The organism is Streptococcus mitis (genome assembly GCF_946190375.1).
Classification (GTDB): domain Bacteria; phylum Bacillota; class Bacilli; order Lactobacillales; family Streptococcaceae; genus Streptococcus; species Streptococcus mitis_CJ.
On the sequence record NZ_CAMIAF010000012.1, the window covers coordinates 57,508 to 80,318 of the forward strand.

General features: G+C 40.3%; 16 protein-coding genes and 1 CRISPR repeat array (1 of these 17 running past the window's edge). Of the genes, 8 read left to right on the top strand and 8 right to left on the bottom strand.

What is annotated here, in order from left to right; translation table 11 throughout:
* Positions 1-795: a CRISPR direct-repeat array (repeat unit 36 nt; unit sequence GTTTTGGAACCATTCGAAACAACACAGCTCTAAAAC) (it extends 232 nt beyond the left edge of the window).
* Positions 796-885: 90 nt separating this feature from the next.
* The 8 genes from csn2 to argS all read right to left on the bottom strand — a co-directional run bounded on the left by csn2 (position 886) and on the right by argS (position 11,490).
* A complete protein-coding gene (gene csn2 / locus N8M09_RS06935) occupies positions 886-1,548 on the bottom strand; it encodes a type II-A CRISPR-associated protein Csn2 (RefSeq protein WP_101782297.1) in 663 nt (220 codons plus the stop codon).
* The gene (cas2, locus tag N8M09_RS06940; RefSeq protein ID WP_070837522.1) at positions 1,538-1,882 is read right to left on the bottom strand and encodes a CRISPR-associated endonuclease Cas2; all 345 of its coding nucleotides are present in this window, start codon (positions 1,880-1,882) and stop codon (positions 1,538-1,540) included. Before cas2 ends, csn2 begins: the two co-directional genes overlap by 11 nt.
* Complete coding sequence (gene cas1 / locus N8M09_RS06945; protein WP_261064679.1) at positions 1,879-2,745, bottom strand: type II CRISPR-associated endonuclease Cas1; 867 nt, start codon at positions 2,743-2,745, stop codon at positions 1,879-1,881. Before cas1 ends, cas2 begins: the two co-directional genes overlap by 4 nt.
* A complete protein-coding gene (gene cas9, locus N8M09_RS06950; RefSeq protein ID WP_261064680.1) occupies positions 2,745-6,875 on the bottom strand; it encodes a type II CRISPR RNA-guided endonuclease Cas9 in 4,131 nt (1,376 codons plus the stop codon). The genes cas1 and cas9 overlap by 1 nt, the downstream gene beginning before the upstream one ends.
* A gap of 424 nt (positions 6,876-7,299) precedes the next feature.
* The gene (galU, locus tag N8M09_RS06955; protein WP_101782300.1) at positions 7,300-8,199 is read right to left on the bottom strand and encodes a UTP--glucose-1-phosphate uridylyltransferase GalU; all 900 of its coding nucleotides are present in this window, start codon (positions 8,197-8,199) and stop codon (positions 7,300-7,302) included.
* Between the two features lie 21 nt (positions 8,200-8,220).
* Positions 8,221-9,237: an NAD(P)H-dependent glycerol-3-phosphate dehydrogenase gene (locus N8M09_RS06960; protein ID WP_261064681.1), complete on the bottom strand. Its 1,017-nt coding sequence runs from the start codon at positions 9,235-9,237 to the stop codon at positions 8,221-8,223.
* A gap of 169 nt (positions 9,238-9,406) precedes the next feature.
* Positions 9,407-9,652, bottom strand: coding sequence for a hypothetical protein (locus N8M09_RS06965; protein ID WP_000084862.1), 246 nt, complete (start codon positions 9,650-9,652; stop codon positions 9,407-9,409).
* Between the two features lie 146 nt (positions 9,653-9,798).
* The gene (argS, locus tag N8M09_RS06970; protein ID WP_261031735.1) at positions 9,799-11,490 is read right to left on the bottom strand and encodes an arginine--tRNA ligase; all 1,692 of its coding nucleotides are present in this window, start codon (positions 11,488-11,490) and stop codon (positions 9,799-9,801) included.
* A 135-nt stretch (positions 11,491-11,625) separates the two neighbouring features.
* On the opposite strand from argS, the gene argR reads away from it, so the two are divergent.
* The 8 genes from argR (at position 11,626) to N8M09_RS07010 (ending at position 22,661) form a co-directional block, all read left to right on the top strand.
* Positions 11,626-12,072, top strand: coding sequence for an arginine repressor (gene argR, locus N8M09_RS06975; RefSeq protein WP_001231476.1), 447 nt, complete (start codon positions 11,626-11,628; stop codon positions 12,070-12,072).
* Between the two features lie 50 nt (positions 12,073-12,122).
* Positions 12,123-14,657 carry a DNA mismatch repair protein MutS gene (gene mutS, locus N8M09_RS06980; RefSeq protein ID WP_261064682.1) on the top strand — a complete coding sequence of 845 codons (2,535 nt, stop codon included), beginning with the start codon at positions 12,123-12,125 and terminating at the stop codon, positions 14,655-14,657.
* Between the two features lie 145 nt (positions 14,658-14,802).
* Positions 14,803-16,509 carry a multidrug efflux ABC transporter subunit PatA gene (patA, locus tag N8M09_RS06985; RefSeq protein WP_261064683.1) on the top strand — a complete coding sequence of 569 codons (1,707 nt, stop codon included), beginning with the start codon at positions 14,803-14,805 and terminating at the stop codon, positions 16,507-16,509.
* A 1-nt stretch (position 16,510) separates the two neighbouring features.
* Positions 16,511-18,277, top strand: coding sequence for a multidrug efflux ABC transporter subunit PatB (gene patB, locus N8M09_RS06990; RefSeq protein WP_261064684.1), 1,767 nt, complete (start codon positions 16,511-16,513; stop codon positions 18,275-18,277).
* Between the two features lie 138 nt (positions 18,278-18,415).
* On the top strand, positions 18,416-19,105 hold the full coding sequence (locus N8M09_RS06995; protein WP_000124770.1) for a gamma-glutamyl-gamma-aminobutyrate hydrolase family protein: 690 nt from the start codon (positions 18,416-18,418) through the stop codon (positions 19,103-19,105).
* A 170-nt stretch (positions 19,106-19,275) separates the two neighbouring features.
* Positions 19,276-20,625, top strand: coding sequence for a glucose-6-phosphate isomerase (locus tag N8M09_RS07000; RefSeq protein WP_000018268.1), 1,350 nt, complete (start codon positions 19,276-19,278; stop codon positions 20,623-20,625).
* Between the two features lie 127 nt (positions 20,626-20,752).
* Positions 20,753-22,213, top strand: coding sequence for a glutamate--tRNA ligase (gltX, locus tag N8M09_RS07005; RefSeq protein ID WP_261064685.1), 1,461 nt, complete (start codon positions 20,753-20,755; stop codon positions 22,211-22,213).
* 13 nt (positions 22,214-22,226) lie between these two features.
* Positions 22,227-22,661 (top strand): cytidine deaminase family protein, encoded by a 435-nt coding sequence (locus N8M09_RS07010; protein WP_261064686.1) that lies wholly within the window; start codon positions 22,227-22,229, stop codon positions 22,659-22,661.
* Positions 22,662-22,811: the final 150 nt, after the last annotated feature.

A 22,811-nucleotide genomic window follows, 5' to 3' on the forward strand; every position in this document is an offset into this window, starting at 1 on the left:
ACCTTCTGGAGCCACTACAGAACCATCTGAAAGTTTTGGAACCATTCGAAACAACACAGCTCTAAAACGCTTCTCTTTCGGCTTCTGCTACATCTCCGGTTTTGGAACCATTCGAAACAACACAGCTCTAAAACCTATGAGCGCACGTTTGAGCGTGCTTGGATGTTTTGGAACCATTCGAAACAACACAGCTCTAAAACGCAGATGTAGTGTGCAGCTACTTCCGCCACGTTTTGGAACCATTCGAAACAACACAGCTCTAAAACTGGAACAAGAAACACGGCTACAGGAGCAAGGTTTTGGAACCATTCGAAACAACACAGCTCTAAAACAGCAAGGTCGCCCAAGCGTCTGCTGTTTGAGTTTTGGAACCATTCGAAACAACACAGCTCTAAAACAAGGAGTCGACATCATATTCAACACCAACAGTTTTGGAACCATTCGAAACAACACAGCTCTAAAACGATATCATTTTCTAGCCTACACACCGCCCTGTTTTGGAACCATTCGAAACAACACAGCTCTAAAACTCTACTAGCTGTTTTTATATTCTGATATAAGTTTTGGAACCATTCGAAACAACACAGCTCTAAAACCATCTGTTGTGTAACCGCTAAATGTCCAGAGTTTTGGAACCATTCGAAACAACACAGCTCTAAAACCTTAAAGCTGTCTTGTCCGTCTTGGTCTTTCGTTTTGGAACCATTCGAAACAACACAGCTCTAAAACAATAAGAAAGTAAATTATTTTCTAAACACAGTTTTGGAACCATTCGAAACAACACAGCTCTAAAACCTCGTAGAAAAATTTTTCTCACGAAATTTCGTAATCGCGCCATTCGTCCCAGCTAGACTTCAGCTCGTCAGGTTCCAATTATCACTCTTATTATACCATATTTTCAGGGTTCAAGAAATAGTCTTGATCCAATACATACTGGGGAAAATCATAGATTTTCCGAGGCTCAACAAACAAGACGGACAGTTGATTGAGTTGGATATACTCTATTAAATTTACTAACTCATCCTTTGATAGATAGGCGGATGCATTGATGAAAACAAGGAGTTTCTTTTTAGAAAGATATTTAAAAACCTGGACAATTTCTAGCATCTTTTCAAAAGGTGTGTCACTCAGAGTTTCAACTTTGACTCCTAGCGCATCGATTAACTCTAGAATGGTGATTTCATCGTATTCTAGGTCTAGTTCATTTTCTAAACACTCAAATGCCAATAATTCTGTAATCGTGGCTACCAACTTTTCAATCATGGATTTGACTTCTGGTTTGTCATTGAGTTGATTTTCAAGGTCAGCATGTATCAGCTTGAGCATGGCAGGTGAGTTGAGATTGTATCCTAAGACATCCGTTATCACTAGTAACTCGGATTCTTTCAGAGCTTTTAGATTTCTATCAAACAACTTCAACTCTCCATCATCAGTGTACTGGTAGAATTGCTTGACGATAGTTGAAAAGGTAAACTGGTCTTCCAACACTAAAAAAGTTGCATTTTCAATAGCTAATGGTTCATCCAATAGTGGGAAATTAATCTTCATCTCTAGGCTCCTCTCCTAGAAAGACCAAGCGTGCATCGGAGTTTGCTACGCTGGTATTTCGCTCGCCATTTAAGTAAATCATGCGAGAAAACTGCTTTTCTGTAACGGTTAAGAGCGTAATGTTCCCTTTTTTAGGGTTATGAGTCTTGAGTCGCTCAATCATGGCGTTATTAGCAGAGTTGTTGAGCAAGAGCTTACTATAGATGGAGAATTGGTGCATGATAAATCCCTCATCTATGAGGAACTTCCGAAATTTCCGATAGGCCTTGCGTTCCTCTATGGTATCAACTGGCATATCAAACATTAAAATCATACGCATATATCGATAACTCATATCCTAAACTCAGGAACTCCTTTCTCGGGTTGATTGAGAGCTTGGATGACTTTCTTAGTATAGTCACTGATGATATTGGACAGGTACATATCTTTATTATTGTAGTGGAAGGTGTCTGAGAAAATAGTAAAAAGTTCTCGCTTGATTTTGACAAAAGAACTATTTCGATTTTCATAGACAATTCTGTCAATAATCGGACGGAAAGGCTCCATAATATCACTGGCTAGGTTGAATTGATTGAACTGATTGGCATGTTTCAATCCAAACTGAGTCATGCAGCCAGACAAAACAATCTCACGCGCAAACATACTCAAAATCAATGTGTAGCCATAGTCTAAGGCGGCATTGATATCACTATCTTGCTCACGATTAAAATCATTTCCAAACAAGGTGTTGAAATAAATACGAGCTGCGTGTCCCTCACGGTTACTAGGATCAAACAAATCCAACCCATGATAGAGATCGATGACGGACTGGCTCTTTTCCAGAAAACCACAACTCCCCAGATAAAAAGCTTGATTGAGAATTTTTTGTGCTATAATGGTTGTCCATATTTCCGCCTTTACATCTTCATTCCAAGCAATTTGACGAGAGAGTTGCAAACTGGAATCATGACGACCATAGTAAGGCATTAAGTAGGCCGTTGGTAAGCGTTTATCATCACAAAAGATGACCAGAATATTTTCATCCACCAAGCGCTTTATCAGCATAGTGGAGAGAACAATATCTGTCGTCTCCAAAAGCAGGATGTCCACCTCGGACAGGTGAATTAACTCTGTCCGAGAGACATCTTTAAAAATCAAGTGGTTATTCTTGTAGGAGAGTTTAGAGTGCGTATTGACTACAATAGTTCTCCATCCCATTAGTCTTCTCCTAATTTGCTTAAGTCAATCCGAGTCTCGTAGAGACCAGTGATGGATTGGTGGATGAGGGTGGCGTTGAAACAAGAAGACACAGATTGATATCGTACATTTGATTGACTAATTTCAACACCAAGGAATCTAAAAGCTCCAGGAGCTCCAAATGAGGTAAGTTTTAAGAGCGAGATAAAGGAATCGCTTAACTGATAAATATCTTTATCGGCTTGCTCAAACGCTTGTTGTAATAACGATTCAACAATTGGTTTTTGGATATATTTTTTAGATAAAGAAATGATTGTTGTTAATAATTCTTCAAATTCACTTTGATGTGTTTCCACATACTGTTTATGAATTGGTTCACTAATTTTACTAATTCGCTGTGCGTGGTAAAGTAAAGCAGTGAAATGGTAAGGTAAAATCAATTCGTTACCTTTTTGCAATTCAATAGAGCTTGCTAATAATCTTCGCTGTCCATCATTAAATTCAAAGAGACTATACTTAGGTAGTTTTATAATAAGATTAGGATTGATATTTTTATAACCACGTTCTTCAAGATAGGCGATTGGATTTGCTTCAAATTTCTTTTTATCTTGAATAGTTATTCCAACTATCTCTTTAATTCTCTTTAATTTTTTAGCCTTTCCTTTTTCAATATCTGCTATAACAAGAACTGAATAAGCGATTGTAGGTCTCGCATAACCACCATACTTTTCGGGGGATAAATCGGATTTGATAGGGATTAGTTTACTTGCGTCAACTACTTTTTTCTTGGACACAATATTGTTATCAAACAGACCACCATTTTGTCCAACGGTTTGTTCTTCTGTCTTCTTCACAATATTCACCTGCGGAAGTGAAAGAACTTTTTTGATTGTAGCGAAATCTTTTTCTTTATTCCAAGCGATTTCTCCAGTATCATTGGAGTATTCGATATTCTCTCTTTTTACGATGGTTCCGTCTGCGTAATGCACCTCTTCTTTAAAGAAGTTCAACAAGTTTGAGTAGAAGAAATACTTTTCAGTTGCTTTTTCAACATCTTTAGGATCTTTGGATCTTGAGATGTAGCGCTTAATATCGTACTTTTGATAGTCACCATAGACGAATTCAGGCTCTAATTTAGGATATTTCTTAAGGATAGCCTTAGCTACCACTGCATTTAAATAGGCATCATGTGCATGGTGGTAGTCATTGATTTCCCGCACCTTATATAACTTAAATTCTTTACGGAAGTTGGAAACTAGATTGGATTTCAAAGTGATAATTTTGACCTTACGGTTCTTCTTATCCTTCTCAGTCACTTCTGTATTAAAACGGGCATCCAAAATCTGAGCAACATGTTTTGTGATTTGCCGTGTTTCAACTAGTTGACGTCTGATAAAGCTAACCTTATCTTCCCTGTCTAAACCACCACGTTCAGCCTTGGTTAAGTTATTAAATTTACGTTCTGAAATCAATTTGGAATCCAGTAATTGTTGCCAAAAAGCTTTTCTTTTTTGAACAACCTCTAAACTTGGAACATTATCAGATTTACCACGATTATCCTTTGAATTAGTCAAGACACGGTTGTCTAGAGAATCATCTTTTATAAAAGCCTGTGGGACGATGTGGTCAATGTCATAGCTACTTAGTTGGTTGATGTCAAGAGGTTCCCCAGTGTACATATCCTTCCCATTTTGGAGATAGTAAAGGAAGAGACGGTCGTTTTGCAGTTGAATATTATCTGTTGGATGTTCTTTTAATATATTTGAGTCAAGCCCAGGAGCTAGATTTTTTAGTGCATCTTCAATGCGTTTATATCTTTGTTGGGAATTCTTTTTCCCTCTGGCAGTTGTCTGATTTTCTCGTGCCATCTCAATCACAATGGACTCGGGAGTATGGCCCATAACCTTGATAAGTTCATCAACAATCTTGATACTTTGTAAAATTCCCTTTTTAATAGCAGGGCTTCCTGGAAGCTCTTGGACAACTTGTTTCACATCGTTTGTCTTACCAACCACTTGTGCTTTTTGAATAATGTCTTTGAAGGAAAGTCCGTCATCATTGATTAACTGCATAAAATTACGATTGCTGTAGCCATCATCAATCAAGTAGTCAAGAATCGTATTGCCAGTTTGTTTATCACTGATGCCATTAATCAACTTAGCAGAGAGTTTTCCCCAACCAGTATAATGTCGACGAGTCAGTGCTTTAATCACTTTTTCATCAAAGAGAGAGTCATATTGAGCAAGACGTTGCTTGATCATCTCACGATCTTCAAAGATAGTGAGCGTGTGGATGATATTTTCAAGAGTTGCTTCATTTTCAGCATCATCCATAAACGCTTTATCCTTGATTATTTTAAGTAAATCATGATAAGTAGAAAGACTAGCGTTAAATTGTTTTTCAATTCCTTTTAGTTCGATTCCATCGTAGCCATCAACATTGTGTAGATACTGAATAATGTCTTTTTCAGTTACTTTTCTTTTCTCTTTGAATAATTGATTGACAATTTGCTTCTTTTGCCCACTATCAAGGAATTGATAGTCTCTCAATCCTTCTGCAATAAATTTTACTTTTGTTAATTCATTATAGACAGCAAATCTTTCATACAAGAGACTATGCTTAGGCAAAACTTTTTCTTCTGGGAGATACAAATCATAGTTAGTCATCTTATTGATGAAGTCTTCTGCAGAGCTTGCTTGATCAACAATTTCTTCAAAATTCCAAGGTCTGATTGCTTGGTCAGAATTTCGAGTAAGCCAAGCAAAATCACGATTGCCACGAGCCAATGGACCAACGTAGTATGGAATGCGGAAGGTCAAGATTTTCTCAATCTTTTCTCTGTTTTCATTCAAAAATGGATAATGTTCTCCTTGACGACGGAGAATGGCATTCATCTCTTGAAGATGAATTTGGTGAGGAATAGAACCATTATCAAAGGTGCGTTGTTTTCTCAAAAAATCTTCACGTTCAATTTTATCAAGGAAATAATCTGCTCCTTCGAATTTAGAGAGAAGATTTTTGATATACTTGTAAAATGCTTCTTGAGTGGTTTTGCCATTGATATACCCAGCATACCCATCTTTAGATTGGTCAGAGAAAACTTCATCATATTTTTCTTGAAGATTGTTTTGGATGAATTGTTTTAGAGCCGCTAAGTCTTTTTGGTGGTTTTCATAGCGCTCAATCATAGATGCTGAAAGTGGAGCCTTGGTTGAAAGATCTTTAACAGTTAAGATACCTGATAGAAGAATGGCGTCATAGAGCTTTTTAGCCACTAGGAAAAGGTCTGCAAAGTCATCTCCAATTTGTCCGAGTAAGTTTTCCAAATCCTCATCATAGGTATCTTTAGAGAATTGTAGTGGAGCTTTTTCTTCTAAGTCAAAATGTTTTTTAAACTCAGCTTGATTTCCTACAATTAACTTGAGAAATTCTGACAATAGACCAGTGGGTTTTTCATAAGCAAAGAGTTTTAGAATGCGTTCTCTCTTAGCAGATTTACTAATTTTATCAGTAAAAATTGCTTCTACTTGCGCATTTTGTCCACTAAGTGAACTTCCTTCAAAGGTGTTGTCGTAAATGCTTATAAACTCGCTAAAGATTTTTTGGATATCATTGTTTTTAATATCGAAAGATTCTTCATACAAAAAATGTCCGCGGTATTTAATCATATGCGCTAATGCTAGATAGATCAAGCGCAAATCAGTTTTTTCTTTTGAGTCCGCCAGGTGTTTTCTCAAATGATAGATAGTTGGAAATTTCTTGTGATATTCTTTTTCTTCTGCCAAGGTAGCAAAAATAGGATATTTACTTCCTCTTTTATCCTCAGGAACTAAGAAGGAGTCATCTAATCGATGGAAGAAACTACTATCCACCTTGCTCATTTCTTCAGAAAAGATTTCTTGAAGATAGCGAAGACGATTTTTTCGACGAGTATAGCGACGGCGTGCTGTTCGTTTGAGACGTCTATCTTCAGCAGTAGTTCCTTCATCAAATAATAAAGCTCCAATTAGATTTTTCTTGATAAAGCGTTTATCAGTATTGCCTAGAACTTTCATCTTTTTCGATGGCACCTTATAGTCATCCGTAATGACGGCCCATCCGACGCTGTTTGTTCCGATATCGAGTCCGATAGAGTAGGATTTGTTGCTCATTTAGTGTTCTCCTTTTATTAAGTTTTTTTGTTAGTAAATGATAATACAATACTTTCAGATGAATTTCTAATATAAAATATTATTCCATTTTATTTACATTTCTCTTGCTAATTTTAAAAGAATAATATACAATACAAGTGTTGGAACTATTCGAAACAACACAGCAAAGTTAAAATAAGGCTTTGTCCGTACACAACTTGAAAAAGTGCGCACCGATTCGGTGCTTTTTTGTTTTTACTATACTAATTTATTCTACTCTTATTTTAATGAAAAAACAAATACAAGTATAGCGTTTTCATTAGTTTTTATGAAACAGGTAAATTCAAGTAGAGAATTTACTTAATTTATGTGTGGCTAATCTTGATATATAAAGAAGAACTAGGATAATTAAGCATCCTAGTTCTTTTTTATATAAATGATTTTGTTATTCCTTCTCAGCCAATTCTTTTCCAAGTTGGATGAGGTAATTTTTCAAGGCATCTTTGACTTGTGGGTGCTTGAGGGCGTAGTCAATAGATGTTTTCATAAATCCAAACTTATCCCCAACGTCGTAACGAGCTCCTGTAAATTCACGGGCAAAAACACGCTGTGTTTTATTGAGCGTATCAATAGCATCAGTAAGTTGGATTTCATTTCCAGCACCAGGAGTTTGATTTTCTAAGATATCAAAAATCTCAGGTGTGAGTAGATAGCGACCGATGATTGCCAAATCACTTGGTGCATCTTCGGGAGCTGGTTTTTCTACGAAAGTTTCAACGCTATAGAGTCCATTACTTCCTTCACCCTGAGGAGCGATAACCCCGTATGATGAAACGTCTTCGTGTGGTACAGGCATGACAGCAATGGTTGATGCGTGTGTCTTTTCGTAATCATTCATCAGTTGTTTTGTCAAAGGAACGGCATTCTCATTTGTGATGTCCATAAGGTCATCACCCAGCATAACAACGAAGGGCTCATTCCCTACAAAAGCTTTGGCTTGTAGGACAGCGTCTCCAAGACCACGAGGGTGAGTTTGGCGAATGAAATGGAGGCGCATACCAGTTGCTTCATCTACTAATTTTAACAGATCTGTTTTACCTTTTTCTTTGAGGTTGTACTCAAGCTCAAAGTTTGAGTCAAAGTGGTCCTCAATAGAACGTTTTGATTTACCAGTGACAACCAGAATATCTTCAATACCTGATTTAAGAGCCTCTTCCACGATAAACTGGATAGTTGGTTTGTCTACAATTGGCAACATTTCTTTGGCAAGGGCCTTTGTTGCTGGTAAAAATCGAGTCCCTAGTCCAGCGGCAGGGATGACTGCCTTTCTAACTTTTGATGACATAAGAATCCTTTCTTTAGAGGGTTAAGACCACTCATTTTCTGCTTTAAATTCATTGTTCATGATGTCATAAATGGCATCTTTGATATTGGTTCCGTGGTAGATAACTTGGTAAATGGCCTGTGTAATGGGCATATAGACTCCAAGTTCTTGGGCTAGTTCATAGGCTGCTCGAGTCGTTGAGATTCCTTCGATTACCATGCCCATATTGGCTTCGATATCAGCTAGGGATTCTCCACGACCAAGAGCATCTCCGGCTCTCCAGTTACGAGAGTGGATGGAGGTTCCTGTTACAATCAAATCTCCTACACCAGATAAACCACTATAGGTCAGTGGACTGGCCCCGAGTGCTACCCCTAGGCGGGTAATTTCCGCCAAACCTCGAGCGATAATGGCTGCCTTGGCATTGTCACCAAATCCTAGACCATGCAAAGCTCCGGCGCCAACAGCAATAATATTTTTAAGAGCACCAGCAGTTTCGACCCCGATAACATCCGTATTGGTATAAAGTCGGAAGTAGTGATTGCTAAAGAGCTCCTGAACGTATTGAGCTGTTTGTAAATCCTTAGAAGCGGCAGTGATTAAGGTCAGATCACGCACAATGGTTTCTTCTGCATGACTAGGACCTGAAACAACGACGATATCGCTGCGGAGTTGTTCAGGAATTTCTTCTTCAAGGATGGTTGATAATCGTTTATGGCTATCGGGTTCTAATCCCTTTGATGCGTGCATGATGATAGCCTTATGGTCTAAGGTTTTTGCAACTTGTTGGGCAACAAGTCGTGTCACTTTTGTTGGAACAACAAACAAAATCGCATCTACATCTCTCAGTGCCTCTGCTAAGTCGGTGTAGGCAATGATATTTTCATCTAGAACGACATCTTTAAAGTAGTGTTTGTTAGTATGATAGGTATTAATTTCATTGATTTGCTCGGGAATGTTTCCCCAAATACGTACCTCGTGTCCATTGTCATTTAAGACTTGTGAAAGGGCAGTTCCCCAAGAACCAGGCCCCAAGACGGCGACGGTTTGTTTTTCCATGTTTTCCTCCTTGATAGAGTTCTCTTTTTTATTTTATCACATTCTAGGGGATTTTGCACTTGCATTGCTGGGGGAGTGGTGGCTTTGTTACTTGAAAAATATACAAAAACCGAGACGAAGTCTTAAACTCTTAGTCTCGGTTTTGATATTTCTTAAAGAATAGCTAGATTTATTTTAATTGATCTGTAATGTCTTTTGATAGCAACATTCCCAGATGATAAGTTTTATTGATGTAAGCAATGACATCATTGATATTTTCAGTCGTTTGAATTTTCTCTCTGATGTCAGCCCTAAATGTTTCATCCTTCAAAAGTTGTTCTTGGTAGAGCCTTTGCAGTCTCTCCTTCTCGTACTTATTGAGCAGAAAAAGGAAAACCAAGCTAATCACAACGAGGATATAAGCATATTGGCTCATAGGAAATCTCCCTGTATGATAAAGAAGTAGTAGTGAGTAAATCGATAATATTTATGTCCCAGAACTAGTGAAGCGCCTAGCCAAATACCTGATAGGATTTGGCGTTAGTTACTTAGATTGCTTTGCAATCAAGTAACTTTGGCGATTTACATCTTCTCAGGCGCTTCTACTCCAAGCAAGCGAAGTGCTTCTTTGAGAACGACTGCGGTTGCGTAGCTGAGGGCTAGACGGCTGTCGCGCTCAGGATTTTCGTCTAGGATACGTGTATGTGCATAGTATTTGTTAAAGGCTTGAGCCAGGCTAATTGCAAATTTAGCAATAATAGAAGGTTCAAAGTTATCTGCCGCACGGTTGATAATACGTGGGAAGTCTTGGATGAGTTTGATGATTTCCCAGCTTTCAGCATCATTCAAGCTATAGTTGCCGGCTGTTTCTGGTTTGAAATCTGCTTTGCGTAAGATCGATTGGATACGAGCGTAGGCGTATTGAACGTAAGGTCCAGTTTCTCCCTCGAAGGACACCATAGCCTCTAGGTCGAAGTCATATCCATTTGTACGATCGGTCTTGAGGTCATAGAATTTAATGGCTCCAACCCCAACAGCATGTGCTACCTGGTCTTTATTTTCCAGTTCAGGATTTTTTGCTTCGATTTGGGCTTTGGCACGGCTAACAGCCTCTGCAACTGTAGGCTCTAACAAGATGACATTCCCTTTACGGGTAGAGAGTTTTTTCCCTTCTTTTGTAACCAAACCAAAAGGAACGTGAGTAATGTCGTCACTCCAATCGTAGCCCATCTCTTGCAAGACAGCTTTGAGCTGTTTAAAGTGGGCAGATTGCTCTTGACCAACGACGTAGATAGATTTAGCAAATTGGTATTCGTTTTTACGGTAAAGGGCTGCAGCCAAGTCACGAGTGATATAGAGAGTTGCACCATCCGATTTCTTGATAAGGGCTGGATGTTCAATTCCATATTTCTCAAGATTGACAACTTGGGCACCTTCTGATTCAACCAGAAGGCCTTTTTCAGAAAGAATGTCTACAACTGCATCCATCTTATCGTTGTAGAAGGCTTCTCCATTGTAGCTGTCAAATTCGACTTGTAATTCATTGTAAAGACGGTTAAATTCCACCAAACTTTCATCACGGAACCATTGCCAAAGTGCGAGAGCTTCCTCGTCTCCATTTTCAAGTTTACGGAACCATTCGCGTGCTTCTTCATCCAAGCTAGGGTCATTTTCAGCTTCAGCGTTGATGCGGACATAGAGTTTAAGAAGTTCATCAATTGGATGAGCTTTTACAGCTTCTTCGTCACCCCATTTTTTGTAGGCAACAATCAGCATCCCAAACTGTTTACCCCAGTCTCCCAAATGGTTGACCTTGACTGTTTGATAACCGATTTTTTGGAAAATATGTGATAAGCTATCTCCGATGACAGTTGAGCGCAGGTGACCAATAGAGAATGGCTTAGCGATATTTGGACTAGACATGTCGATAACAACATTTTCTTGTTTACCAATATGTTGGTCAGCATAGTGTTCTTTTTCAGTGATAACAGCTTGCAATACTTGAGCAGAGATGGCAGATTTATCAAGGAAAAAGTTAACGTAAGGTCCTGTTGCGACAACCTTTTCAAAGGCTTGGCTATTAATTTTTTCAGCCAGTTCTGCCGCAATCATTTGAGGTGCTTTACGTTCGACTTTTGCAAGAGAAAAAGCAGGGAAAGCAATGTCTCCCATTTCTGAGTTTTTAGGGGTTTCCAGTAAATTTAAAATAGCCTCTTGGTCCAGGCTATCAATGACGCTAGCCAATTCGCTAGCAATCAATTCTTTTGTATTCATTAAGAGCTCCTTTTTGGACTTTTCTACTATTTTATCACAATTTTAAAGAAAGAAGAAAAAATTTTTGAAATCTCCTATTTTTTTGGTATAATATAGTTATAAAAATAGTTATAAATATTCACATAAGAGGATTTTATGAGAAAAAGAGATCGTCATCAGTTAATAAAAAAAATGATTACTGAGGAGAAATTAAGTACACAAAAAGAAATTCAAGATCGGTTAGAGGCGCATAATGTCTTTGTGACGCAGACAACCTTGTCTCGTGATTTGCGCGAAATCGGCTTGACCAAGGTCAAGAAAAATGATATGGTGTATTATGTACTAGCAAATGAGACAGAAAAGATTGATTTGGTGGAATTTTTGTCTCATCATTTAGAAGGTGTTGCAAGAGCAGAGTTTACCTTGGTGCTTCATACCAAATTGGGAGAAGCCTCTGTTTTGGCAAATATTGTAGATGCAAACAAGGATGAATGGATTTTAGGAACAGTTGCTGGTGCCAATACCTTATTGGTCATTTGTCGAGACCAGCACGTTGCCAAACTCATGGAAGATCGTTTGCTAGATTTGATGAAAGATAAGTAAGGTCTTGAGAGTTGCTCTCAAGACTTATTTTTGACAAGGAGAGATGTACAATGGCGACAGAAAAGCTATCACCTGGCATGCAACAGTATGTGGATATTAAAAAGCAATATCCAGATGCTTTTTTGCTCTTTCGGATGGGTGATTTTTATGAATTATTTTATGAGGATGCGGTCAATGCTGCGCAGATTCTGGAAATTTCCTTAACGAGTCGCAACAAGAATGCGGACAATCCGATTCCTATGGCGGGGGTTCCCTATCATTCTGCCCAACAGTATATCGATGTCTTGATTGAGCAGGGTTATAAGGTGGCTATCGCAGAGCAGATGGAAGATCCTAAACAAGCGGTTGGGGTTGTTAAACGAGAGGTTGTTCAGGTCATTACACCCGGGACAGTAGTCGATAGCACTAAGCCGGACAGTCAGAACAATTTCTTGGTAGCCGTAGATCGTGATGGCAGTCGATTTGGGTTAGCATACATGGATCTGGTGACCGGTGACTTTTATGTGACAGGTCTATTGGATTTCACGCTGGTTTGTGGGGAAATTCGTAATCTCAAGGCTCGAGAAGTGGTGCTGGGTTATGATTTGTCTGATGCAGAAGAACAGATTCTCAGTCGCCAGATGAATTTGGTGCTTTCCTATGAAAAAGAAGGATTTGAGGACCTTCATTTACTGGATCCACGATTGGCAACTGTGGAGCAATCGGCATCTAGTAAGCTCCTCCAGTATGTTCATCGGACCCAGATGCGGGAATTGAACCACCTCAAACCTGTTATCCGCTATGAAATCAAAGATTACTTGCAGATGGATTATGCGACTAAGGCTAGTCTGGATTTGGTTGAGAATACCCGTTCAGGCAAGAAGCAAGGCAGTCTTTTCTGGATTTTAGATGAAACCAAAACAGCTATGGGAATGCGTCTCTTGCGTTCTTGGATTCATCGTCCTTTGATTGATAAGGAACGGATCATCCAACGTCAAGAAGTGGTGCAGGTCTTTCTCGACCATTTCTTTGAGCGTAGTGATTTGACAGACAGTCTCAAGGGTGTTTATGACATTGAGCGCTTGGCTAGTCGTGTTTCTTTTGGCAAAACCAATCCCAAGGATCTCTTGCAGTTGGCGACTACCTTGTCTAGTGTGCCACGGATTCGTGCGATTTTAGAAGGGATGGAGCAACCTGCTCTAGCCTATCTCATCGCACAACTGGATGGAATTCCTGAGTTGGAGAGTTTGATTAGCGCAGCGATTGCTCCTGAAGCTCCCCATGTGATTACGGAAGGTGGCATTATCCGCACTGGATTTGATGAAACCTTAGACAAGTACCGTCGTGTGCTCAGAGAAGGGACTGGCTGGATTGCTGAAATTGAAGCAAAGGAGCGAGAAAACTCTGGCATCAGCACGCTTAAGATTGATTATAATAAAAAGGATGGCTACTATTTCCATGTGACCAATTCGCAACTGGGAAATGTGCCTGCTCACTTTTTCCGCAAGGCGACGCTGAAAAACTCGGAACGTTTTGGAACCGAAGAATTAGCCCGTATCGAGGGAGATATGCTGGAGGCGCGTGAGAAGTCAGCCAACCTAGAGTACGAAATCTTTATGCGTATTCGTGAGGGAGTCAGCAAGTATATCCAGCGTTTGCAGGCTCTAGCTCAAGGAATTGCGACAGTTGATGTCTTGCAAAGTCTGGCGGTTGTGGCTGAAACCCAGCATTTGATTCGACCTGAGTTTGGAGATGATTCGCGGATTGATATCCAGAAAGGGCGCCATGCTGTCGTTGAAAAGGTCATGGGGGCTCAGACCTATATTCCAAATACGATTCAGATGGCAGAAGATACCAGTATTCAACTGATTACAGGGCCCAACATGAGTGGGAAGTCAACCTATATGCGTCAGTTAGCCATGACGGCAGTTATGGCCCAGTTGGGTTCTTATGTGCCAGCAGAAAGTGCCCATTTACCGATTTTTGATGCAATTTTTACCCGTATCGGAGCAGCCGATGACTTGGTTTCAGGTCAATCAACCTTTATGGTGGAGATGATGGAGGCCAACAATGCCATTTCGCATGCGACTAAGAATTCTTTGATTCTCTTTGATGAGTTGGGACGGGGAACCGCGACTTATGATGGGATGGCTCTTGCCCACTCCATCATCGAATACATCCATGAGCACATCGGAGCCAAGACCCTCTTTGCGACCCACTACCATGAGTTGACTAGTCTGGAGTCTAGCTTGGAACACTTGGTCAATGTCCACGTGGCAACTTTGGAGCAGGATGGGCAGGTCACCTTCCTTCACAAGATTGAACCAGGGCCAGCTGATAAATCCTACGGTATCCATGTTGCCAAGATTGCTGGTTTGCCAGCAGACCTTTTAGCAAGGGCGGATAAGATTTTGACTCAGTTAGAGAATCAAGGGACAGAAAGTCCTGCTCCCATGAGACAAACAAGTGCCGTCACTGAACAGATTTCACTCTTTGATACGGCAGAAGAAAACCCTATTCTAGCAGAATTAGCTAAATTGGACATTTACAACATGACACCTATGCAGGCTATGAATGTCTTGGTCGAGTTAAAACAAAAATTATAAAGAATGAATTACTTGTCATTCTAGCTATATCAAGGAGACTTCTTTGACAATCCCTCACTTTTTTGCTAGAATAACATCACACAAACAGAATGAAAAGGAGCTGACGCATTGTCGCTCCCTTTTGTCTATTTTTTAAGGAGAAAGTATGCTGATTCAGAAAATAAAAACCTACAAATGGCAGACCTTAGCTTCGCTCCTGATGACAGGCTTGATGGTTGCTAGTTCACTTCTGCAACCGCGTTATTTGCAGGAAGTCTTAGACGCCCTCCTTGCTGGAAAATATGAAGCCATTTATAGTATCGGGGCTTGGTTGATTGGTGTGGCCGTGGTCGGTCTGGTTGCTGGTGGGCTCAATGTTGTCCTCGCAGCCTATATTGCTCAAGGAGTTTCATCTGACCTTCGAGAGGATGCCTTCCGTAAAATCCAAACCTTTTCTTATGCCAATATTGAACAATTTAATGCGGGAAATCTAGTCGTTCGAATGACAAATGATATCAACCAGATTCAGAACGTGGTCATGATGACCTTCCAGATTCTTTTCAGACTTCCCCTCTTGTTCATCGGTTCGTTTATCTTGGCGGTTCAAACTTTACCTTCTCTGTGGTGGGTGATTGTTCTCATGGTAGTCTTGATTTTTGGTTTGACTGCTGCCATGATGGGTATGATGGGGCCTCGTTTTGCCAAGTTTCAAACCCTTCTTGAGCGCATCAATGCCATTGCCAAGGAAAATCTGCGTGGCGTTCGCGTGGTCAAGTCCTTTGTCCAAGAAAAAGAACAGTTTGCCAAATTTACGGAGGTTTCAGATGAGCTTCTCGGTCAAAATCTTTACATTGGTTATGCCTTTTCAGTAGTGGAACCCTTTATGATGTTGGTCGGTTATGGGGCGGTATTCCTCTCTATTTGGTTAGTTGCAGGGATGGTTCAGTCGGATCCGTCAGTTGTTGGCTCCATTGCTTCCTTTGTCAATTACCTAAGCCAGATTATCTTTACCATTGTTATGGTTGGATTTTTGGGAAATTCTGTCAGTCGTGCCATGATCTCTATGCGTCGTATTCGAGAAATTCTTGACGCAGAGCCAGCCATGACCTTCAAGGATGTCCCAGATGAAGAGTTGGTCGGCAGTCTTAGCTTTGAAAATGTGACCTTTACCTATCCAATGGACAAGGAACCAATGCTGAAAGATGTGACCTTTACTATCGAACATGGTCAAATGGTTGGTGTAGTTGGAGCAACTGGTGCAGGAAAATCAACCTTAGCTCAATTGATTCCACGTCTCTTTGATCCACAGGAGGGGGCTATCAAAATCGGTGGCAAGGATATTCGAGAAGTGAGTGAAGGAACCCTGCGTAAAACAGTTTCTATCGTTCTCCAACGTGCCATTCTCTTTAGTGGAACGATTGCAGATAACTTGAGACAGGGTAAGGGAGATGCTACTCTATTTGAAATGGAACGCGCAGCCAATATTGCCCAGGCTAGTGAATTCATTCATCGTATGGAGAAAACCTTTGAAAGTCCAGTTGAGGAACGGGGAACCAACTTCTCTGGTGGGCAAAAGCAACGGATGTCGATTGCTCGAGGGATTGTCAGCAATCCACGTATTCTGATTTTTGACGATTCAACCTCAGCCTTGGATGCCAAGTCAGAGCGCTTGGTCCAAGAAGCCTTGGATAAGGACTTGAAGGGGACGACAACCATTATTATTGCTCAAAAGATTAGCTCGGTTGTTCATGCAGATAAAATCTTGGTTCTAGACCAAGGACGATTGATTGGTCAAGGTACGCATGCAGACTTGGTTGCCAATAATGCTGTTTACCGTGAAATCTACGAAACACAGAAAGGAAAGGAGGAGTAAAATGAAGACAGTTCAATTTTTTTGGAATTATTTTAAAGTCTATAAGCTATCATTTGTAGTTGTTATCCTGATGATTGTTTTAGCAACTCTTGCCCAAGCTCTCTTTCCGGTCTTTTCTGGACAAGCAGTGACGCAGCTAGCTAATTTAGTTCAAGCTTATAAAGATGGCAATCCAGAACTTGTTTGGCAAAGCCTATCAGGAATCATGGTCAATCTTGGTCTGCTAGTTTTGGTTCTATTTATCTCCAGTGTCATATACATGTGTCTCATGACGCGCGTGATTGCAGAGTCGACCAACGAGATGCGCAAAGGCCTCTTTGGTAAGCTTGCTCGTTTGACGGTTTCTTTCTTTGACCGCCGACAAGATGGTGATATCTTGTCTCGTTTTACTAGTGATTTGGATAATATCCTCCAAGCCTTTAACGAAAGTTTGATTCAGGTCATGAGCAATATTGTTTTATATATCGGTCTGATTCTTGTCATGTTTTCGAGAAATGTGACGCTGGCCCTCATCACCATTGCCAGCACACCAGTGGCCTTCCTTATGCTGATTTTCATCGTGAAAATGGCGCGCAAATACACCAATCTCCAGCAGAAAGAGGTAGGGAAACTCAACGCCTATATGGATGAGAGTATCTCAGGCCAAAAAGCCGTGATTGTCCAAGGAATTCAAGAGGATATGATGGCAGGATTTCTTGAGCAAAATGAGCGCGTGCGCAAGGCAACCTTTAAAGGAAGAATGTTCTCAGGGATTCTTTTCCCTGTCATGAATGGGATGAGTCTGGTTAATACAGCTGTCGTCATCTTTGCTGGTTCAGCTGTACTGTTGAATGATAAGACTATTGAAACAAGTACAGCCCTAGGTTTGATTGTTATGTTTGCCCAATTTTCACAGCAGTACTACCAGCCTATTATCCAAGTTGCAGCTAGTTGGGGAAGTCTTCAGTTGGCCTTTACAGGTGCTGAACGGATTCAGGAAATGTTTGACGCAGAGGAAGAAATTCGTCCTGAAAAGGCTCCGACCTTTACTAAGTTGCAAGAAGGTGTTGAAATCAGTCATATTGATTTTTCATACTTGCCTGATAAACCTATTTTGAAAGATGTCAGCATTTCTGCCCCTAAAGGCCAGATGACAGCAGTTGTTGGTCCGACAGGGTCAGGGAAAACGACTATTATGAACCTCATCAATCGCTTTTATGATGTTGATGCTGGTGGTATTTATTTTGACGGCAAAGACATTCGTGACTATGATTTAGATAGTCTTAGAAGCAAGGTGGGAATCGTCTTGCAAGATTCAGTCTTATTTAGTGGAACCATTCGAGACAATATCCGTTTTGGTGTGCCAGATGCTAGTCAGGAAATGATTGAGGCAGCAGCCAAGGCAACCCATATTCACGACTATATCGAAAGTTTGCCTGATAAATACGATACTCTTATAGATGATGACCAGAGCATCTTCTCGACAGGACAAAAGCAATTGATTTCTATCGCTCGAACCCTGATGACAGATCCAGAAGTTCTCATTCTAGATGAAGCCACTTCGAACGTAGATACGGTGACAGAAAGCAAGATTCAGCATGCCATGGAGGCGGTTGTAGCAGGCAGAACTAGTTTCGTTATTGCCCATCGTTTGAAGACCATCCTCAATGCAGACCAGATTATTGTCCTCAAAGATGGAGAAGTCATTGAACGTGGTAACCACCATGAACTCTTGAAGTTAGGTGGATTTTACTCAGAACTCTATCACAATCAATTTGTTTTTGAATAAGAAAAAAGTTGTCCTATTCGGGCAGCTTTTTCTTGTCCATAAAAAATTTTTATCACGGCCTTTAAAAAAACATATTAGACGAAAGTCATTTTGAGTGATATGATAGGAGTATGGTTAATATTCGAAAGGAGAGACATCATGGCTAGAACGGTTGTAGGAGTTGCTGCAAATCTATGTCCCGTAGACGCAGAAGGCAAAAACATTCATTCATCTGTATCTTGTAGATTTGCAGAGAGCATTCGTCAAGTCGGTGGTCTCCCTTTAGTTATTCCTGTCGGTGATGAATCAGTTGTACGCGATTATGTGGAAATGATTGACAAGCTTATTTTGACAGGCGGTCAAAATGTCCATCCTCAGTTTTATGGAGAGAAAAAGACTATCGAGAGTGATGATTACAATCTAGTACGTGATGAGTTTGAACTGGCTCTCTTGAAGGAAGCTCTCCGCCAGAATAAACCAATTATGGCAATCTGCCGTGGTGTCCAACTTGTCAATGTTGCCTTTGGCGGCACCCTCAATCAAGAAATCGAAGGTCACTGGCAAGGACTACCTTTCGGAACATCTCACTCTATTGAGACGGTAGAAGGAAGCGTAGTAGCTAAGCTATTTGGAAAAGAAAGTCAGGTCAATTCTGTCCATCGTCAAAGCATTAAAGATTTGGCACCTAATTTCCGTGTAACTGCTATTGATCCAAGAGACCAGACCATTGAAGCGATTGAGTCTATCGACGAACATCGCATTATTGGTTTACAGTGGCATCCAGAGTTTCTGGTTAATGAAGAAGATGGCAATTTAGAATTATTTGAGTATTTATTGAATGAACTGTAACGACTGGGACATCTGGTCGTTCTTTATTTTATTTTTTCAAAATTTTTGGAATGTAGCATTTTTACGCAAACGTTTGAATTCTGATAAAAATTGGAGAAATTCGACAAAAAAACTTGAAAAAAACGAAGGTAAGCGTTATGATAGAAAAGAAGAAATATTGGAGGAATAACATGTCACATATTAAATTTGATTATTCAAAAGTTTTAGACAAATTTGTTGCACCACATGAAGTGGAATACATGCAATCACAAGTAACAGCAGCAGATGAATTGATCCGTAAAGGAACTGGTGCTGGTAGCGACTTCTTGGGATGGTTGGACCTTCCTGAAAACTACGACCGCGAAGAATTTGACCGCATCTTGAAAGCTGCTGAGCAAATCAAATCAGACAGCGATGTTTTGGTTGTGATTGGTATCGGTGGATCTTACCTTGGTGCCAAAGCAGCAATCGACTTCTTGAACCACCACTTTGCAAACTTGCAAACAAAAGAAGAACGCAAGGCTCCACAAATCCTTTACGCAGGAAACTCAATCTCATCTACTTACCTTGCTGACTTGGTAGAGTATGTTGCAGACAAAGACTTCTCAGTAAACGTGATTTCTAAATCAGGTACAACAACTGAACCAGCGATCGCTTTCCGTGTCTTCAAAGAACTTTTGGTTAAGAAATACGGTCAAGAAGAAGCCAACAAACGTATCTATGCAACAACTGACCGCCAAAAAGGTGCTGTTAAGGTTGAAGCAGACGCTAACGGTTGGGAAACATTTGTTGTTCCAGATGATATCGGTGGACGCTTCTCAGTATTGACAGCCGTTGGTTTGCTTCCAATCGCAGCATCAGGAGCTGACATCAAAGCCCTTATGGAAGGTGCGAATGCAGCTCGCAAAGACTACACTTCAGATAAAATCTCTGAAAACGAAGCTTACCAATACGCAGCAGTTCGTAACATCCTTTACCGTAAAGGTTATGCAACTGAGATCTTGGTAAACTACGAGCCATCACTTCAATACTTCTCAGAGTGGTGGAAACAATTGGCTGGTGAATCAGAAGGGAAAGACCAAAAAGGTATCTACCCAACTTCAGCCAACTTCTCAACTGACTTGCACTCACTTGGTCAATTTATCCAAGAAGGAACTCGTATCATGTTTGAAACAGTTGTCCGTGTTGACAAACCTCGTAAAAACGTGATTATCCCTAGCTTGGAAGAAGACCTTGATGGACTTGGTTACCTTCAAGGAAAAGACGTTGACTTTGTAAACAAAAAAGCGACTGATGGTGTTCTTCTTGCCCACACAGATGGCGATGTACCAAACATGTACGTGACTCTTCCAGAGCAAGACGCTTTCACTCTTGGTTATACAATCTACTTCTTCGAATTGGCTATCGCTCTTTCAGGTTACTTGAATGCTATCAACCCATTTGACCAACCAGGTGTTGAAGCTTACAAACGTAACATGTTCGCCCTTCTTGGAAAACCAGGATTTGAAGAATTGAGCAAAGAACTTAACGCACGTCTATAATAGAAGAAAAGAGTGGTTTGTCCACTCTTTTTACTATCTTTATCCATAGAAATTGGACTCAGCCAAGACTTGTGATATAATATAGAGAGCAAAAAGGCAGACGCCTAGAGACTTTATAGGAGAAACTATGTCAAAAGATATCCGCGTACGTTACGCACCAAGTCCAACAGGACTACTACACATCGGGAATGCCCGTACAGCATTGTTCAACTACTTGTATGCACGTCATCATGGTGGAACTTTTATCATTCGTATCGAAGATACTGACCGTAAACGTCATGTCGAGGATGGTGAACGTTCACAGCTTGAAAACCTTCGTTGGTTGGGCATGGATTGGGATGAAAGTCCAGAAACACATGAAAATTACCGCCAGTCTGAGCGTTTGGACTTGTATCAAAAATTCATCGATCAACTGTTAGCTGAAGGAAAAGCCTACAAATCTTACGTTACAGAAGAAGAGTTGGCAGCTGAACGCGAACGCCAAGAAGCAGCTGGTGAAACCCCTCGTTACATTAACGAATACCTTGGTATGAGTGAAGAAGAAAAAGTAGCTTACATCTCAGAACGTGAAGCAGCTGGTATCATACCAACAGTTCGCTTAGCGGTCAATGAGTCAGGTATCTACAAGTGGCATGATATGGTCAAAGGTGATATCGAATTTGAAGGTGGCAATATCGGCGGTGACTGGGTTATCCAAAAGAAAGACGGTTACCCAACTTACAACTTTGCCGTTGTTATCGATGATCACGATATGCAAATCTCTCATGTTATCCGTGGAGATGACCATATTGCTAATACACCAAAACAGCTCATGGTTTATGAAGCACTTGGTTGGCAAGCTCCAGAGTTTGGTCACATGACTTTGATTATCAACTCTGAAACTGGGAAAAAATTGTCTAAACGTGACACCAACACCCTTCAGTTTATCGAAGACTACCGTAAAAAAGGCTATTTACCAGAAGCAGTCTTTAACTTTATTGCTCTTCTTGGTTGGAACCCAGGTGGCGAAGATGAAATCTTCTCTCGTGAAGAACTCATTAAACTTTTTGATGAAAACCGCCTGAGCAAGTCTCCAGCAGCCTTCGATCAGAAGAAACTCGACTGGATGAGCAATGATTATATCAAGAATGCAGACCTAGAAACTATCTTTGAAATGGCAAAACCATTCTTAGAGGAAGCAGGTCGAGTGACTGATAAGGCTGAAAAATTAGTTGAGCTCTATAAACCACAAATGAAATCAGTAGATGAAATTATTCCATTGACAGATCTTTTCTTCTCAGATTTCCCAGAATTGACAGAAGCAGAGCGCGAAGTCATGGCGGGGGAAACAGTCCCAACAGTTCTTGAAGCCTTCAAAGCAAAACTTGAGGCGATGACAGATGATGAATTTGTAACAAAAAATATCTTCCCACAAATCAAAGCAGTCCAAAAAGAAACAGGTATTAAAGGGAAAAATCTTTTCATGCCTATTCGTATCGCTGTTTCAGGTGAAATGCATGGACCAGAATTACCAGATACAATTTTCTTGCTTGGACGTAAAAAATCAATTCAGCATATAGAAAATATGTTAAAAGAAATCTCTAAATAAGAAGGGTATAATAATGGACATCTGGGAAAAGATGTACGAAGAAGCACAGAAGCTATACGATCCACATGAAGTATCTGATTTTGTTTACGCTAACCATGTTGTGGCCGCAGTAGAAGCAGAAGATGGACAAATATTTACAGGTTTCTGTATGGAGGGAACCTGTGGTGTGTTCCATCTCTGCGCAGAGCGGGCGGCTCTCTTCAATATGTACCAATTTTCAGGACAAACTAAGGTTAAAAAAGTATTAGCCTTTCGAGATAAACCACCTTATGGTGGAAGTTCAGGAATGCCCTGTGGAGCTTGCAGAGAATTCCTTTTAGAGCTTAATGCTGAAAATAAAGATGCAGAATTTATGATGGACTACGATACAAGAAAGACGGTGAAAGTCGCAGAACTAATCCCCTATTGGTGGGGAGAAGAACGTGCTTCTAAGTTTAATAATCAATAGGAGAGTCAGTATAATTCTGGCTCTTTTTACTATAATTTGAAAAGATGCACTTGAAAAGAATTGAAAAAATTGTAAAAAGTTTAAAAAAGGTGTTGACAAAGTTTGAAAAGTCGGTATAATAGTAAGAGTTGAAAATAACAACTCTGGTCC

Bases quoted from the DNA above. Each gene is read 5' to 3' on its own strand.
- csn2 (WP_101782297.1), bottom strand. From the start codon at position 1,548: ATGAAGATTAATTTCCCACTATTGGATGAACCATTAGCTATTGAAAAT.
- cas2 (WP_070837522.1), bottom strand. From the start codon at position 1,882: ATGAGTTATCGATATATGCGTATGATTTTAATGTTTGATATGCCAGTT.
- cas1 (WP_261064679.1), bottom strand. From the start codon at position 2,745: ATGGGATGGAGAACTATTGTAGTCAATACGCACTCTAAACTCTCCTAC.
- cas9 (WP_261064680.1), bottom strand. From the start codon at position 6,875: ATGAGCAACAAATCCTACTCTATCGGACTCGATATCGGAACAAACAGC.
- galU (WP_101782300.1), bottom strand. From the start codon at position 8,199: ATGTCATCAAAAGTTAGAAAGGCAGTCATCCCTGCCGCTGGACTAGGG.
- N8M09_RS06960 (WP_261064681.1), bottom strand. From the start codon at position 9,237: ATGGAAAAACAAACCGTCGCCGTCTTGGGGCCTGGTTCTTGGGGAACT.
- N8M09_RS06965 (WP_000084862.1), bottom strand. From the start codon at position 9,652: ATGAGCCAATATGCTTATATCCTCGTTGTGATTAGCTTGGTTTTCCTT.
- argS (WP_261031735.1), bottom strand. From the start codon at position 11,490: ATGAATACAAAAGAATTGATTGCTAGCGAATTGGCTAGCGTCATTGAT.
- argR (WP_001231476.1), top strand. From the start codon at position 11,626: ATGAGAAAAAGAGATCGTCATCAGTTAATAAAAAAAATGATTACTGAG.
- mutS (WP_261064682.1), top strand. From the start codon at position 12,123: ATGGCGACAGAAAAGCTATCACCTGGCATGCAACAGTATGTGGATATT.
- patA (WP_261064683.1), top strand. From the start codon at position 14,803: ATGCTGATTCAGAAAATAAAAACCTACAAATGGCAGACCTTAGCTTCG.
- patB (WP_261064684.1), top strand. From the start codon at position 16,511: ATGAAGACAGTTCAATTTTTTTGGAATTATTTTAAAGTCTATAAGCTA.
- N8M09_RS06995 (WP_000124770.1), top strand. From the start codon at position 18,416: ATGGCTAGAACGGTTGTAGGAGTTGCTGCAAATCTATGTCCCGTAGAC.
- N8M09_RS07000 (WP_000018268.1), top strand. From the start codon at position 19,276: ATGTCACATATTAAATTTGATTATTCAAAAGTTTTAGACAAATTTGTT.
- gltX (WP_261064685.1), top strand. From the start codon at position 20,753: ATGTCAAAAGATATCCGCGTACGTTACGCACCAAGTCCAACAGGACTA.
- N8M09_RS07010 (WP_261064686.1), top strand. From the start codon at position 22,227: ATGGACATCTGGGAAAAGATGTACGAAGAAGCACAGAAGCTATACGAT.